The organism is Streptomyces sp. NPDC000880 (assembly GCF_053599675.1).
The window spans coordinates 1-13897 of sequence record NZ_JBSFMS010000166.1 but is presented as its reverse complement, the minus strand read 5'-3'; the positions used below and the strand labels follow the sequence as shown (position 1 = coordinate 13897).

The 13897-nt window shown below is 69.1% G+C and carries 16 protein-coding genes; 4 read left to right on the top strand and 12 right to left on the bottom strand.

Going from position 1 to position 13897, the window contains the following annotated elements; translation table 11 throughout:
* Positions 1-70: 70 nt before the first annotated feature.
* Positions 71-823 carry an MBL fold metallo-hydrolase gene (locus tag ACWDO5_RS32760; protein WP_450534190.1) on the bottom strand — a complete coding sequence of 251 codons (753 nt, stop codon included), beginning with the start codon at positions 821-823 and terminating at the stop codon, positions 71-73.
* Positions 824-1001: 178 nt separating this feature from the next.
* Here ACWDO5_RS32760 and ACWDO5_RS32755 point away from each other — a divergent pair, with 178 nt between their 5' ends.
* Positions 1002-1466, top strand: coding sequence for a type II toxin-antitoxin system PemK/MazF family toxin (locus ACWDO5_RS32755; protein ID WP_450534189.1), 465 nt, complete (start codon positions 1002-1004; stop codon positions 1464-1466).
* Between the two features lie 55 nt (positions 1467-1521).
* Here the strand turns inward: ACWDO5_RS32755 and ACWDO5_RS32750 are convergent, their stop codons facing one another.
* From ACWDO5_RS32750 to clpS, 7 genes are all read right to left on the bottom strand, one after another.
* Entirely contained in the window at positions 1522-2472 is a 951-nt protein-coding gene (locus ACWDO5_RS32750) for a PLP-dependent cysteine synthase family protein (protein ID WP_450534188.1), read from the bottom strand.
* Positions 2472-2759, bottom strand: coding sequence for a MoaD/ThiS family protein (locus tag ACWDO5_RS32745; protein ID WP_450534187.1), 288 nt, complete (start codon positions 2757-2759; stop codon positions 2472-2474). Before ACWDO5_RS32745 ends, ACWDO5_RS32750 begins: the two co-directional genes overlap by 1 nt.
* 133 nt (positions 2760-2892) lie before the next feature.
* Complete coding sequence (locus ACWDO5_RS32740; RefSeq protein ID WP_373430112.1) at positions 2893-3009, bottom strand: putative leader peptide; 117 nt, start codon at positions 3007-3009, stop codon at positions 2893-2895.
* A 110-nt stretch (positions 3010-3119) separates the two neighbouring features.
* Positions 3120-3542 carry a Mov34/MPN/PAD-1 family protein gene (locus ACWDO5_RS32735; protein WP_450534186.1) on the bottom strand — a complete coding sequence of 141 codons (423 nt, stop codon included), beginning with the start codon at positions 3540-3542 and terminating at the stop codon, positions 3120-3122.
* Between the two features lie 82 nt (positions 3543-3624).
* Positions 3625-5055, bottom strand: a complete 1431-nt coding sequence (locus tag ACWDO5_RS32730; RefSeq protein ID WP_450534185.1) for an amino acid permease — start codon at positions 5053-5055, stop codon at positions 3625-3627.
* 374 nt (positions 5056-5429) lie between these two features.
* Positions 5430-6026, bottom strand: a complete 597-nt coding sequence (locus ACWDO5_RS32725) for a DUF2017 domain-containing protein (RefSeq protein ID WP_450534184.1) — start codon at positions 6024-6026, stop codon at positions 5430-5432.
* Positions 6026-6340, bottom strand: a complete 315-nt coding sequence (clpS, locus tag ACWDO5_RS32720; protein WP_450534183.1) for an ATP-dependent Clp protease adapter ClpS — start codon at positions 6338-6340, stop codon at positions 6026-6028. The genes ACWDO5_RS32725 and clpS overlap by 1 nt, the downstream gene beginning before the upstream one ends.
* Before the next feature lie 80 nt (positions 6341-6420).
* Here clpS and ACWDO5_RS32715 point away from each other — a divergent pair, with 80 nt between their 5' ends.
* Together ACWDO5_RS32715 and ACWDO5_RS32710 are read left to right on the top strand one after the other, a co-directional pair.
* Complete coding sequence (locus ACWDO5_RS32715) at positions 6421-7749, top strand: nicotinate phosphoribosyltransferase (protein ID WP_450534181.1); 1329 nt, start codon at positions 6421-6423, stop codon at positions 7747-7749.
* A 122-nt stretch (positions 7750-7871) separates the two neighbouring features.
* On the top strand, positions 7872-8456 hold the full coding sequence (locus tag ACWDO5_RS32710) for an isochorismatase family protein (protein WP_450534180.1): 585 nt from the start codon (positions 7872-7874) through the stop codon (positions 8454-8456).
* Between the two features lie 62 nt (positions 8457-8518).
* Here ACWDO5_RS32710 and ACWDO5_RS32705 read toward each other — a convergent pair whose 3' ends face one another.
* Positions 8519-8833, bottom strand: a complete 315-nt coding sequence (locus tag ACWDO5_RS32705) for a hypothetical protein (RefSeq protein WP_450534178.1) — start codon at positions 8831-8833, stop codon at positions 8519-8521.
* Between the two features lie 123 nt (positions 8834-8956).
* A complete protein-coding gene (locus ACWDO5_RS32700) occupies positions 8957-11374 on the bottom strand; it encodes an immune inhibitor A domain-containing protein (protein WP_450534177.1) in 2418 nt (805 codons plus the stop codon).
* Positions 11375-11744: 370 nt separating this feature from the next.
* On the opposite strand from ACWDO5_RS32700, the gene ACWDO5_RS32695 reads away from it, so the two are divergent.
* A complete protein-coding gene (locus ACWDO5_RS32695; protein WP_450534176.1) occupies positions 11745-12098 on the top strand; it encodes a hypothetical protein in 354 nt (117 codons plus the stop codon).
* Here ACWDO5_RS32695 and ACWDO5_RS32690 read toward each other — a convergent pair.
* Both ACWDO5_RS32690 and ACWDO5_RS32685 read right to left on the bottom strand, forming a co-directional pair.
* Complete coding sequence (locus ACWDO5_RS32690; protein ID WP_450534174.1) at positions 12087-12815, bottom strand: RDD family protein; 729 nt, start codon at positions 12813-12815, stop codon at positions 12087-12089. The genes ACWDO5_RS32695 and ACWDO5_RS32690 overlap by 12 nt on opposite strands.
* A gap of 64 nt (positions 12816-12879) precedes the next feature.
* Positions 12880-13897, bottom strand: a 1018-nt coding sequence (locus ACWDO5_RS32685; RefSeq protein WP_450534172.1) for an RDD family protein, incomplete at its 5' end; no start/stop codon positions are given.

The following is a 13897-nucleotide window of genomic DNA, read 5'->3' as shown; positions in this document are numbered from 1 at the left end:
GTCGTCCCCTCGGTGGCGCGGCGCGGCCGCGGTGGCTGCCGGTGCGCTGCCCGCGCTCGCCTTTCTGGGTTCAGATCTCGTAGACCGCGCCCGGGGCGGCCAGTCCGGCAGGGCCGCCGTAGACCACGCGGGCGTCCGCCAGATTCTGCTGCCCGTCCGTCCACGGCGGGATGTGGGTGAGCACGAGCCGGCCGACGTTCGCGCGCTGGGCGTGTGCGCCTGCCTCGCGGCCGTTGAGGTGGAGGTCGGGGACGTCCTCCTTGCCGTGCGTGAAGGAGGCCTCGCAGAGGAACAGATCGGCGCCGTCGGCGAGTTCGTGCAGGGTCTCGCTGACGCCGGTGTCGCCGGAGTACGTCAGCGACGTGCCGGCGTGCTCCAAGCGGATGCCGTATGCCTCCACGGGGTGTCTCACCTTCTCCGTACGGACGGAGAACGGGCCGATGTGGAAGCTGCCCGCCTTCAGTGTGCGAAAGTCGAAAACCTCGCTCATGGCGGTGGCGGAGGGGGTGTCCGCGTACGCAGTGGTCAGGCGCTGCTCGGTGCCTTCCGGGCCGTAGACCGGGAGGGCGTCGCAGCGGCCGCCATCGTGGCGGTAGTAGCGGGCCACGAAGTACCCGCACATGTCGATGCAGTGATCCGCGTGAAGGTGGCTGAGGAAGATCGCATCGAGGTCGTAGAGACCGATGTGGCGCTGCAGCTCGCCGAGGGCGCCGTTGCCCATGTCGAGAAGCAGCCGGAAGCCGTCGGCCTCTACGAGGTAGCTCGAGCAGGCCGATTCCGCGGACGGAAACGACCCCGAGCAGCCGACGACGGTGAGCTTCATGAAGCTTGAACCTCCGTTGACGGGGAGGGCTGGGAGAGGGTCGTGCGGTCTGTCGAGCGTAAGGCGCAAAAGGGCCGGACGCTCCTCGGTGGCGGGGCGTTGTGGGGGAACTCACCTGCTCTGTCACCGGTTCGGACGGAGCGCGCGTGTGTGGCGGCGCGCCGGTACCGTCTGGGGTATGGACACGTCGTGGTGGCTCGCGGTGCTCGCCGTGGTGGTGATCGCGCTGGTCGCCACGGTGACGGACGGGCGCGGCCGGACCGCGTCCCGCCGCCCGGGCGGCCGCACTCGCCCGCCGGGCCGCCCGACGGGCCCCCGGCGCAGCCCGAAGCGGCGCCCGCGGCCGGGCGAGATCTGGTGGGCGGAGGTCCCGTACGAGGACGGCCCCGGGTCGAAGGACAGGCCCTGCCTGGTGCTGTCGGTACGGGGCGGGACGGCGCAGGTCGCGAAGATCACGAGCAAGTACCACGACGAGAGTCAGGGCGTGATCTCACTGCCGCCGGGGACGGTGGGCGACGCGCGGGGGCGGCCGAGCTTTCTGGAGACGGACGAGCTGCGCGATGTGGGGGTGGAGGAGTTCCGCCGAAGGGTGGGGGTGCTGGACCCGACGGTCTGGGACCAGGTGCGGCATCTGGCGGCGTGACCGGGGGTACGTGGGGGCTCGCGCCCCCACGTACTCGCAGCGTCGGCTGGGGCTCCTACGCCCAGAGCTGGCCCTGCAGTGCTTCGATGGCCGCCTCTGTCGTGGGGGCCGTGTAGACGCCCGTCGACAGGTATTTCCAGCCGCCGTCCGCGACCACGAAGACGATGTCCGCCTGCTCGCCCGCCTTCATCGCCTTCTTGCCGACGCCGATCGCCGCGTGCAGCGCCGCCCCGGTGGAGACGCCCGCGAAGATGCCCTCCTGCTGGAGGAGTTCGCGGGTGCGGGTGACCGCGTCCGCCGAACCCACCGAGAAGCGGGTCGTCAGGACGGACGCGTCGTACAGCTCGGGGACGAAGCCCTCGTCCAGGTTCCTGAGGCCGTAGACCAGGTCGTCGTAGCGCGGCTCCGCGGCAACGATGCGAATGCCCGGGACGTGTTCGCGCAGGTAACGGCCCACCCCCATCAGCGTGCCGGTGGTACCCAGGCCCGCCACGAAGTGGGTGATGGAGGGCAGGTCCGCCAGGATCTCCGGGCCCGTCGTGGCGTAGTGCGCGCCCGCGTTGTCCGGGTTGCCGTACTGATAGAGCATCACCCAGGAAGGGTTCTGTCCCGACAGCTCCTTGGCGACCCGTACCGCCGTGTTGGAGCCGCCCGCCGCGGGCGACGAGATGATCTCCGCGCCCCACATCGCCAGCAGTTGACGGCGCTCCTCGCTCGTGTTCTCCGGCATCACGCACACGATGCGGTAGCCCTTGAGCTTCGCCGCCATCGCCAGCGAGATGCCGGTGTTGCCGGAGGTCGGCTCCAGAATCGTGCAGCCCGGCGTCAGGCGGCCGTCCTTCTCCGCCTGTTCGATCATGTGGAGCGCCGGGCGGTCCTTGATCGAGCCGGTCGGGTTGCGGTCCTCCAGCTTCGCCCAGATTCGGACCTCGTCCGACGGGGACAGCCGCGGCAGGCGGACCAGCGGGGTGTTGCCGACCGCCGCGAGCGGGGAGTCGTAACGCATCAGACCATGCCGCCCGCGACGGCCGGGAGGATCGTGACGCTGTCGCCGTCGGCGAGCTTGGTGGAGATGCCGTCCAGGAAGCGGACGTCCTCGTCGTTCAGATAGACGTTCACGAAGCGGCGCAGCTGGTCGCCGTTCGCCTTGTCGATGAGTCGCTCCCGGATGCCGTTGTGGCGGGACTCGAGGTCGGCGAAGAGCTCGGCGAGGGTTTCCCCGCTGCCCTCGACGGCCTTGGCACCGCCGGTGTAGGTGCGGAGGATGGTCGGGATGCGGACCTCGATGGCCATGACATGGGCTCCTGTTTTCGGGAGTTGGCGGGGGTGGCACAAGGGGCGCGCGGCCCTGTCCCCCCGCGCGAGGGGGTGGTGCGGGTGCACTGCGCTCGGGCCGTGAGGCCGTGGTTCACGACGGCCTCAGCGGTCAGGACGCAGCGCGGGTCGTACACATCGCGCTGGCGAGGCGGCACAGGTCGACGTGCAGCCGCGCCACGAGCAGCAGGGCGCTCGGCGTCTTGTCGCTCACGTCATGGGGAACCATGCGGTCATCGTAACGATTCCCCGTCCGGGTTCCGGAATCCGATCTCGCATGATGGACGTGCTCTGCTCAGCATGCGGTCCACGGGTGGTGCCGCGGCGGGAAGGCCGCGCTCAGTAAGCCTGTACGACCTTGATCTCTTCCTCGGTGACCTCGCCCTCCACGATGCGGAAGGAGCGGAACTGGAAGGGGCCCGCGTCATCGGTGTCGGCCGTGGAGACCAGGACGTAGTGTGCGCCCGGCTCGTTGGCGTACGAAATGTCCGTACGGGACGGGTACGCCTCGGTCGCCGTGTGCGAGTGGTAGATGATCACCGGCTCCTCGTCGCGGTCGTCCAGCTCCCGGTAGAGCTTCAGCAGGTCCGCCGAGTCGAACTCGTAGAACGTGGGCGAGCGGGCGGCGTTCAGCATCGGGATGAAGCGCTCGGGGCGGCCGCTGCCCTCTGGGCCCGCGACCATGCCGCAGGCCTCGTCGGGGTGGTCGGCGCGGGCGTGCGCCACGATCTGGTCGAACAGAGCCTGGGTGAGGGTCAGCATGAGCGACAGGATAAGCAGAAGGGCCGGCCCGCACCGAGGGTGGTACGGACCGGCCCGGATGATGGACCTCAGCCGCCTGCGGTCAGCGCTTGGCGAAGGCCGCGCCCTGCGGGTCGCGCTTCTTCAGGACCAGGTACGTCACGGCGAGGAGCAGGCCCCACAGCGGCGCGCAGTACAGCGAGATCCGCGCGTCCTTGTCGATGCCCATCATCACGATGACCATGCCGATGAAGAGCAGCGCGAACCAGCTGGTGTACGGGGCGCCGGGCGCCTTGAAGGTCGACTGCGGCAGCTCACCGCGGTCCGCCCTGGCGCGGTAGCGGATCTGGCTGACCAGGATCATGATCCAGGCCCACATGCCGGAGATGGTCGCGAAGGAGACGACGTAGTTGAACGCCTCGCCGGGAGCCTTGTAGTTGATCCAGACGCCGACCAGCATCAGCGCGGCGGAGAAGGTCGTGCCGATCAGCGGCAGGCCGTTCTTCGTCAGCTTGGTGAAGGCCTTCGGGCCCTGCCCGTTGAGCGCCAGGTCGCGCAGCATGCGGCCGGTGGAGTACATACCGGAGTTGCAGGAGGAGAGTGCGGCCGTCAGCACGACGAAGTTGACGATGGCGGCGCCGATACCGAGGCCCATCTTCTCGAAGGCGGCGACGAACGGCGAGATGCCCGGCTGGAAGTGGGTCCAGGGCACCACCGACAGGATCATGATCAGCGCGCCGACGTAGAAGACGGCGATACGCCACGGAACGGTGTTGATGGCCTTGGGGAGGGTCTTTTCCGGGTCCTTGGACTCGCCGGCGGTGACGCCGACCAGTTCGACCGCGAGGAAGGCGAACATCACGAGCTGCAGGGTCATCAGCGTGCCGCCGAGGCCCTTGGGGAAGAAGCCGCCGTCGGCCCACAGGTGGGTGACGGACGCGGTGTCACCGGCGTCGGAGAAGCCGATCGTGAGCACACCGGCGCAGATCAGGATCATGCCGATGATGGCCGTCACCTTGACCATCGAGAACCAGAACTCCAGCTCACCGAAGAGCTTCACGGAGATGAGGTTCGCGCCGTAGAGGATGACGGTGAACACCAGCGCGGAGAGCCATTGCGGAATGTCCCACCAGTACGTCATGTACGTGGCGGCCGCGGTGACCTCGGTGATGCCGGTGACGACCCAGAAGAGCCAGTACGTCCAGCCGGTGACGAAGCCCGCGAAGGGACCGACGAACTCCCGCGCGTACTCGGAGAAGGACCCCGAAACCGGGCGGTACATGAGCAGTTCACCCAGGGCCCGCATGATGAAGAAGATGACCAGGCCCGCGATGGCGTAGGCCAGGATGAGGCTGGGGCCGGCCTTGGAGATGCCCTTTCCCGCGCCGAGGAAGAGGCCGGTGCCGATGGCCCCGCCGATCGCGATCATCTGGATCTGACGAGCACCCAGTCCGCGCTGGTAGCCCTCGTCCGCGCCTGCCGCGGACCCCGCAGCCTCATTGCCGTCGTGCTCGTCGACCTGCAGTGAGGTCATGGTGATGCGCCCTTTCTCCATGCTGGTCCGCGTCCGCCGCAACTGCCGCGCGACTGCGGACCAGGTCCTGATCCCCCCGGATGTGAATGGAGTGCTACCGGCGGTCAGCCGGCCAAGCGCCCCTGGGGACATGGGTGGCGTCCCGCAGGCGGTCGTGAAGATTTATCACGCCGGCAACATTGATCAACCCAGGAGACGTGGCACACGCCACACGAAGAAGTGGACAAAAAGTTCCTCGACACCGCAATCCATGCCGCTGCGGTGACGGGATCGTTATCCGGATTTGAGTGTCCGTTGAGCGAACACTTAATGGCGTCCAAATGGACATCTCGGGACACCAGGGCTCAGGACATCAGCGCCCAGGACTTCGGAGCTCAGGACATCAGGGTCTCGACGAGTGTCTCCTGGAGCGCGCCGAGCCAGAGATACGCCATCACCATCGGCTTGCGCGGGTCGGAGTCGGGCAGCCGGTACAGCTCGCCGTTCTCGTCCTCGTCGCTGACCTCCAGACGGGTGCCGATGGTCAGCCGCAGGTCGTTGAGCGCGCCGAGCCAGTGCAGGCAGTCGTCGGCGGTCAGCTTCAGGACGGCGCCACCTTCGCCGGCCGAGGCCAGCGAGTCGAGGGTGCGGACGACCGCGAGCGCGTCGTCGCGCTTGCGGGAGCGCAGGTCGTTCTCGGTGAAGCGCCTGAACTCCGAGGACGCGGCAAGGAGTTCCTCGTCCTCTATGTCGGCGCCGGGACCTGCGTACGCCTCCGGGAAGAGGCGGGCCAGCGCCGGGTCGGTCGGTGGCTCGCTCGGCCCCTCCGAGAACAGCGCGGCCAGCGGATCCTCGCCTTCCACCGGCTCGTCGCCCGGCCCGATCAGCTCAAGCAGCTGTACGGCCAGCGAGCGCAGGATGGAGATCTCGACCTCGTCGAGCGCGACAGCAGCGCCGCCGCCGCCGGGAATCGCCTCGAAGTGCCCGGCCATCAGAAGCGGTCCTGGGACAGCGTCGCCCACAGCCCGTAACCGTGCATCGCCTGCACATCACGCTCCATCTCCTCGCGGCTGCCGCTGGAGACGACGGCGCGTCCCTTGTGATGTACGTCGAGCATCAGCTTGTGCGCCTTGTCCTTGGAGTAGCCGAAATAGGCCTGGAAGACATAGGTGACGTAGCTCATCAGGTTGACCGGGTCGTTGTGGACGAGCGTCACCCACGGCACGTCGGGCTCGGGCACGGCGAAGGTCTCCTCCGCCGCCTCAGGGCGTTCGATCTCTGTGGGAGCAACACTCACCTGGTCCATGCTGCCACCCAAGGGGGCTCATCGCACAAACGACCCGCACATCTCGTCACTCTGACGAGATGTGCGATAGCATCCGGCGTATGAACCCTGCGGACCATGGGCTGCCGGTGGACGTTCCGTCGACGGCGCTCTTCACCGACCAGTACGAGCTCACGATGCTCCAGGCTGCACTGAAGTCCGGCACCGCCGATCGTCGATCCGTCTTCGAGGTCTTCACCCGCAGGCTCCCCGAGGGCCGGCGCTACGGCGTCGTGGCGGGCACCGGCCGGGTACTCGACGCCGTCGAGAACTTCCGCTTCGACGCGGGCGTGCTGAGCTTTCTGAGAGAGCAGAAGATCGTCGACGAGCCGACCCTGCGGTGGCTCGCCTCGTACCGCTTCAGCGGCGACATCTGGGGCTATCCGGAGGGCGAGGTCTACTTTCCGGGCTCGCCCATCCTGCGGGTGGAGGGCACCTTCGCCGAGTGCGTGCTGCTCGAGACCGTCGTCCTGTCGATCCTCAACCACGACTCGGCGATCGCGGCCGCGGCCTCCCGGATGTCGACGGCCGCGGGCGGGCGCGGGCTGATCGAGATGGGCGCACGGCGTACGCACGAGCTCTCCGCGGTCGCGTCGGCCCGCGCGGCTTACGTCGGCGGCTTCAATTCGACCTCCGACCTGGCGGCGGGCTTCCGCTACGCCATTCCGACGGTGGGCACCAGCGCGCACGCCTTCACCCTGCTGCACGACAGCGAGCGCGACGCCTTCCAGGCACAGGTCGACTCGCTCGGGCGGGGCACGACGCTGCTGGTCGACACCTACGACGTGGCCGGGGCCGTCCGTACCGCGGTGGAGATCGCCGGTCCCGAGCTCGGTGCCGTACGCATCGACTCCGGCGACCTGCTGCTGGTCGCCCACCGGGTGCGGCAGCAGCTGGACGAGCTCGGGGCGACCCGCACCAAGATCGTGGTCACCTCGGACCTGGACGAGTACGCCATCGCCTCGCTGGCCGCGGCGCCGGTGGACGCGTACGGCGTGGGAACCCAGCTGGTCACCGGCAGCGGGCACCCCACCTGCTCGATGGTCTACAAGCTGGTCGCCAGGTCCGAGTCCGCCGATCCCAATGCTCCGCTGCTGCCGGTCGCGAAGAAGTCGCAGGGCGGCAAGACCTCCATCGGCGGCCGCAAGTGGGCCGCACGCCGGCTGGACGCGGACGGGGTCGCCGAGGCGGAGGTCATCTGCGTCGACACGGTGCCGTCCGACTTGGTGGACCGGCAGCTGCTGGTGGAGCTGGTCAAGGGCGGCGAGGTCGTCGCCCGCGAGCCGCTGGACGCGGTGCGCGAGCGGCATTTCGCGGTGCGGGCGGGGCTGCCGATGTCGGCGATGCAGTTGTCGAGGGGCGAGCCGGTCCTGCCCACGGAGTACGTATGACCCGGTCCGCGTGAACGCCGCCTGAAGCCCTCTCCCGCAAGGCGGCCGGAGTCTCTAGGCTCAGTACATCCGCTCGTCACCCGCAGGCTTTCCGCCGAACCCCCCATCGAAGGACACCCGCCATGCACCGCGCCTTGATCGTCGTGGACGTTCAGAACGACTTCTGCGAGGGCGGCAGCCTCGCGGTGGCGGGGGGTGCCGAAGTCGCTGCCGCCATCACGGACCTGGTGGGACAGGCCCAGGCGGGTTACCGCCATGTCGTCGCCACCCGCGACCACCACATCGAGCCGGGCGACCACTTCTCGGAGCACCCTGACTACGTCAGGTCGTGGCCGCCCCACTGCGTCGCCGGCACGGAGGGCGTGGGCTTCCATCCGAACTTCGCGCCGGCGGTCGCGTCGGGCGCGATCGACGCGGTCTTCGACAAGGGCGCGTACGCGGCTGCGTACAGCGGCTTCGAGGGCGCGGACGAGAACGGCACGACGCTGGCGGCGTGGCTGCGGGCGCGTGAGGTCTCCGAGGTCGACGTGGTCGGCATCGCGACGGACCACTGCGTACGGGCGACGGCGCTGGACGCGGCGCGGGAGGGCTTCACGACGCATGTGCTGCTCGACCTGACGGCGGGGGTCTCCGAGGAGACGACGGAGAAGGCGCTGGAGGAGTTGCGGGCGGCGGGCGTGGAGCTGTCCGGCAAGCCGGTGGTCTGACCGGGGGCTCCACCCCCCGGACCCCCGCGCCTCAATCGCCGGCGGGGCTTGAAGTCGCGCCGTCAGGTGCCCGCCACCGGGCTGAGCAGGGCCCGTATCGGGTGCCACAGCTCCACACGGTCCTCCGGCGTCGCGCGCCACACCAGGCCGTCCGGGTGGTGCAGCACCGCCGTGACCTCGTCCGGGGTCGGCGGTTCCGCGTTGCCCCGCAGATACACCGCCCGCAGGCCCTGATTCCGCAGCCGCGTCAGCGCCCTCGCGCGGTTCGCCGCGTGGACCAGAAAGCGGACCTGGCTGCCGTCGCCCACCGGGCTCGGCAGGCTGAGCGCGACGACCACGCTGCCGTTCGGCAGCTTGCAAAAACCTCCGCCGGGCATGCGGAACCACTCCCCCGTGAGATGGCGTGTCAATAAGGACCTGGCAAGACGCACCTAAACACGATCGGCCGCCGCCCGCTAGAGGGCGACGGCCGATCATGCTCTGACCTGCTAAAACGAGAATTACTTGGTCGACGGACCAACCTTGACTGTGATCGTTTGGCCGTTCCGCGGCTCGCTCACGATCGAGATCTTGGTGTTGGTGTCAGTTACCTGAACGCCCGCCGTCGGGTTCTCGGCGAACCAGTACACGCCCTTGCGGTCATCGAAGACCGGGTTGCCCGGCTGCGGCTTGACCCGGAGCCCCACATCCGCCTTGTGCAGCGTGAAGCCGTCGGTCGGCCACAGGCTGAAGGACGAGTCGAAGGCCTGGATCCTGTTCCGCAGCAGCACGCCGTCCGCCCACTTCAGGGCCTGCGGGTGCGCGTCCACCGGCAGGACCAGGCCACGGCCCGGGTGCTGGCTGGTGTTGTTGTCCTTCTGCGAGGTGTCCCAGAGCCAGATCAACAGGCCGTTCTGGTACGGGTAGTGCTCGACCCAGGAGTCCAACGGCGCCTTGAAGCCGAAGTTGTACGGGCCGACCTTCAGCGTCTTGTCGTACGAAACGTACTGCCGGTTCTCGGCCAGGTAGTACTGCTCGTACTCCTTGGTGAAGGACTCACCGATGCGCGAGAAGCCCTTCGAGGTCCAGCCCGCGTCGTCGCCCTCGGCGTTGTCGGTGAACAGCGCCTGGCCGTCCGCGACCACGCTCAGCGCGTCCGCCGCGAAGCCCTTGCCGCCCGCGCCGCCGTCCGTCTGGTAGCGGAAGCGGACGTCGACCTTCTTGCCCGCGAACGCGTCCAGCGGGTACGCCAGCTTCTTGTACGCGCCCGACGCACCGGTCAGCGCCGGCTTGTCGCCCGCGTCGCGGCTGATCGGCTTGCCGTCCGCTGTGCCGTCCACGGGCGTCCAGTTGGCGCCGCCGTCCGTCGACACCTCGGCGTAGAGGTAGTCGTAGTTGGCTTCGATGTCCCACCAGCCCGAAAGCTCCAGGGACGCCTTGGACTTGCCGGTGAGGTCGACCGGGCGGGACAGGGTGTTCTTGAGGTCGTCACCCATGTCGCTCCACCACTGCTTGGAGCCCTCGGAAGGCTTCACGACAGTCGTGGTGACCGGCTTCTTCGGCAGCTCGACGACGAGCGCCTGCGGGTTCTTGGTGTTGTACGCCGCCACACCCAGCTTGTGCGTGGACTTCGTCCCCGCCTTGCCCTTGGTGTAGTTGAGCCAGCCCAGCTGCAGCTTGTCCCAGGCGGTCATGTCGCCCGGCAGGTCGCCGATGGAGTCCTTGCCGGTGCCGAGCCAGGAGCCGGACGACATCAGGGTCCAGAAGCCGGTCGAGTTCTCGCCCCTGCCCGAGGTGTCGTAGTGGTCGGGCAGACCGAGGTCGTGACCGTACTCGTGCGCGAAGACACCGAGGCCGCCGTTCTCGGGCTGCATGGTGTAGTCGCCGACCCAGATGCCGGTGGAGCCGATCTGGGTGCCGCCGGCCTTGTTGTTCGCCGGGCCGGTCCTGCCCGCGTCGGTGCCGTACGCGTACCAGCGGTGGGCCCACAGGGCGTTGGTGCCCTCGGCGCCGCCGCCCGCCGACTCGTCCTCGCCCGCGTGGACGATCTGGAAGTGGTCGATGTAGCCGTCGGGCTCGTTGAAGTTCCCGTCGTTGTCGAAGTCGTAGCGGTCCCACTGGTCGTACTTGGCCAGGTCCGCCTTGATCTGGGCGTCGGTACGGCCCTTGGCCTTCTGGTCGGCGGCCCAGGCGGTGACACCGTCCTTGACCGTGTCCCAAACGTTGGCGCAGTTGCTGTCGCCGCAGTAGTTGGAGCCGTAGCGGGCCTCGTTGTAGTCGACCTTGACCCAGTCGGAGACCTCGCCGTCGACCGAGTAACGGCCCGAGGAGGTCTTCTCGTAGTAGGTCTTCAGGGAGTTCTTCGGCTGACCGGTCTTGTCCTTGCCGGTGCCGAAGTACAGGTCCTGGAAGTGCTGCTGGTTGTAGTCCGCCTGCCAGGCCGTGGAGTTGTCGTTCTTACGGTCCGGCTGGGCGATCTTGTTGTGCTGCGGGCCCGGCGTGCCGCCGTACTTCTTGACCGGGGCCTCGGGGCCCTCCGGGCCGTCCGGGTCGAACATCGTGGTGTCGTCGACCTTGTCGCCGAATTCCACCAGGATCGTGAAGATCTTGTCCGTCTTCTCCCGGCCGAGCTCGACGTACTTCTTGTCGCCGAGCTTCACGACATTGGACGCGCCGCGCTTCTGCACGGTCGCGTCGCCGGCTATGACCTGCTCCAGCGCGGCCTCGCGCTGCTGCTCCTGCTGCTTGCTGAACGGGCCCTCGAGGTCGTGCTCGACCTGGCCCTTCTGCGGCGCCGGGTCCTGGCGCTCGATGGCTGCCGGGCCCGACGACGGCTGGTTGTCGGCCTGCGCGCTGCTGAACGCCGAGGCCGACGCGGTTGTCACGGCCAGGGCCGCGAGCACCGCGGACGCTCTGATCGTCCGTCGGTTGGTGGTCACTTGATGCTGTCCTCCCCCGCGGTCCGTCGCAACGGACCGGATGTGGGGTCGTCCGCGCGCGGTGTCGCGTCACAAGTGACGACATTCGACCGGAGTTGTAGAAGAAAAGACAGTCCTTGACTTGAGCACACCAACTGCACTATGCGCGAGACCAGTTCCGGTATCCGGACAACGAGCAATCGGACGACGGGCGCACCGGATGGGTAGTTGGGCGAGCGAATGACTCTGTGCGCCCCCCATGCACCGGCACCGCGTGTTAGGTCACGCTTACCGCCGGTTCCTCCCGGGCATCCACCGTCGTAGAGTCATTCTGAGAGTGCGACCGCGTTGAGAGACACCCCCTGACCATGTCCCGAGGACGGATACCGTCATGCCGCGTCCCACTGCCGCACAGCTCGCCTACGGTTCGGCCACAGTCGTCTTCTCGACCCTCGCCCTGCTGCTTCTCACCCGTGCCACCAACGGCATCGGTGTCGCCGCCATAGGCGTCGCATCGATGGCGCTCGGCCTGGTGGTCGCGGTCGCTCTGCCGATGGGCAGGACCGCACCGGGAGCGAGGACGGCGAAGGCGGCGCGCACGGTCCGTACGAACCATGCCGCCGCCGGCGTTTCCGCCCCTGCCGCCTCGGCAGCGTCGGCCGACGGGCTCACCACCCGGGTGCACCCGTCACGCGCGCACGCGGGCGCCGAGGCCAGGGTCTCCGAGCCCTCACTACGACGCTGACACCACGACCGTCTTGCCCGCCTTGTCGTGCAGTCCCTGCTTATACGGCTTGTCGGCCAGGATCGTCACGATGATGACGAGCCACCAGATGCAGAAGCAGCAGACCAGAGCGGGCACCCAGAGCACCACGGCGCGCATCAGTGAGGAGCTCATGTCCGGCGCGCTGCCGTCGTTGAGCATGGCGACCCGAATCTTCATCAGGCGCTTGCCAACGGTCTGACCATGCCCCTTGGCGGTCATCACGGTGTCGTAGCCGACGTACGCGACCAGGGAGACCAGCGACCAGATCCACTGCCTGCCGGTGTTCACCTGGTCGGTGATCTCGTCCCAGCTGTCGCCGTTGCCCGTCGTGCCGTTCCAGCCTCCGAAGGCCAGAGAAATCAGGAAGAGCGGCACGAGGACGATCAGCACGTCGATCAGGCGGGCCAGGACCCGCCTGCCGAAGTCCGCGAGCGGCGGCATCCCGGCGAGCGGGTCCGCGCCGCCGTACGCCCCTCCGTAGGCGTTCGGACCGCGCGGCGGGGGCTGGCCGCCACCGCCGCCGTACGGATCGGAGTCACCCGGTGGAGAGCCGTACGGGGGGCCGGGTGGCGGCGGTCCACCCGGAGGCGGGGGCTCCTCAGGACCGCCCGCCGACGGCGGTGTGGGTTCCTGCGGCTTCTTGAGGAAGGGGTCGTCCTCGGGCGGCTGGCCGGGCGGCGGATGGTTGTTGCTCATGGGGGCAGTGCACCGCGCCCCGATGGCCCCCGCAACGGCTCGCACGCCGTTCGGGGGAACGCGGTCAGCCGGTCACAAAGGTGTGCGCCGCCTTGTCGTGCCAGCACTGCCGCCACGGGCGGTCGAACAGGCACCACAGCACATTGAGCACCCCGAGCGCGATCACGCCGAGCACGCTGTAGACGAGCCAGCGGCGCAGAGCGGCCCCGAAGGACGGGGGCTCGTGGGACTCGATGTCCCAGACCGTGAGCCCGCAGAGCTGCTTGCCGAGGGTGCGGCCCCACTTCGCCGTCGGCAGCGCCTCGTACAGCACACCGAGGACCAGCAGCGCGCCGAGGATGATGCCGAGGTGGCCCACGGTGGTGGAGTCGACCAGCCAGACGGTGACCGTCTCGCCCGACTGCTTCGCCGCCTCGATCTTGTCGTCGACATGGGCACGCGCCTGGGACACGACGGGTACGGCGACGGCGCCTACGAGCGCTCCGAGCAGCAGGGCGTCGATCAGCCGGGCGGCGAACCGCTTGCCTAGCGAGGCGGGACGGGCCGCCGCCTGGGCCTGGGCTGCCTGCAGGAACGGGTCGTTGACCGGCGGCTTCCAGGGCACGACGGGCTGCTCGGCGGCGGACACGGGTCCGGGCTGGGCAAGCCGGTGGACCTGCTGCGCCCAGGAGGCGGAGCCGCCACCGGGGCCGTTGGTGACTGGCCGCTGGGCCTGCGCGGGCACCTGCGGCTGCGGCTGGACGGGCGCCTGTGGCTGCGGGTGGCGCCGGCCCGGGGTCTGCGGCTGGGGCTGTGCGGGCGCGGTCGGGGCCGTGGGCGCGGTGGGTGCCGCGGATGCGCCGGGGGTCATGGACCGGACGGACAGCGGTCCATCGGCCTGCCCGGGGGACACACCGCCGCCGGCGCGCAGCGCGCGGATGGCGACCGTCCCGTCGACGGGCGGCTGGGGCTGCGGCTGGGGGCGGTGGGCGGACGGCTCGCCGGTGGGCGCTGCAAGGCCACGACCGACGGGGCGGCGGAATCCCAGGACTCGGCGGAGAAGACCGCACCGGACACGGGCAGCGAACGGCAGGGGACCGAAC

Excerpts from the sequence above, each read along its gene's own strand:
- ACWDO5_RS32760 (WP_450534190.1), bottom strand. The coding sequence starts at position 823 with ATGAAGCTCACCGTCGTCGGCTGCTCGGGGTCGTTTCCGTCCGCGGAA.
- ACWDO5_RS32755 (WP_450534189.1), top strand. The coding sequence starts at position 1,002 with ATGGACACGTCGTGGTGGCTCGCGGTGCTCGCCGTGGTGGTGATCGCG.
- ACWDO5_RS32750 (WP_450534188.1), bottom strand. The coding sequence starts at position 2,472 with ATGCGTTACGACTCCCCGCTCGCGGCGGTCGGCAACACCCCGCTGGTC.
- ACWDO5_RS32745 (WP_450534187.1), bottom strand. The coding sequence starts at position 2,759 with ATGGCCATCGAGGTCCGCATCCCGACCATCCTCCGCACCTACACCGGC.
- ACWDO5_RS32740 (WP_373430112.1), bottom strand. The coding sequence starts at position 3,009 with ATGGTTCCCCATGACGTGAGCGACAAGACGCCGAGCGCCCTGCTGCTC.
- ACWDO5_RS32735 (WP_450534186.1), bottom strand. The coding sequence starts at position 3,542 with ATGCTGACCCTCACCCAGGCTCTGTTCGACCAGATCGTGGCGCACGCC.
- ACWDO5_RS32730 (WP_450534185.1), bottom strand. The coding sequence starts at position 5,055 with ATGACCTCACTGCAGGTCGACGAGCACGACGGCAATGAGGCTGCGGGG.
- ACWDO5_RS32725 (WP_450534184.1), bottom strand. The coding sequence starts at position 6,026 with ATGGCCGGGCACTTCGAGGCGATTCCCGGCGGCGGCGGCGCTGCTGTC.
- clpS (WP_450534183.1), bottom strand. The coding sequence starts at position 6,340 with ATGGACCAGGTGAGTGTTGCTCCCACAGAGATCGAACGCCCTGAGGCG.
- ACWDO5_RS32715 (WP_450534181.1), top strand. The coding sequence starts at position 6,421 with ATGAACCCTGCGGACCATGGGCTGCCGGTGGACGTTCCGTCGACGGCG.
- ACWDO5_RS32710 (WP_450534180.1), top strand. The coding sequence starts at position 7,872 with ATGCACCGCGCCTTGATCGTCGTGGACGTTCAGAACGACTTCTGCGAG.
- ACWDO5_RS32705 (WP_450534178.1), bottom strand. The coding sequence starts at position 8,833 with ATGCCCGGCGGAGGTTTTTGCAAGCTGCCGAACGGCAGCGTGGTCGTC.
- ACWDO5_RS32695 (WP_450534176.1), top strand. The coding sequence starts at position 11,745 with ATGCCGCGTCCCACTGCCGCACAGCTCGCCTACGGTTCGGCCACAGTC.
- ACWDO5_RS32690 (WP_450534174.1), bottom strand. The coding sequence starts at position 12,815 with ATGAGCAACAACCATCCGCCGCCCGGCCAGCCGCCCGAGGACGACCCC.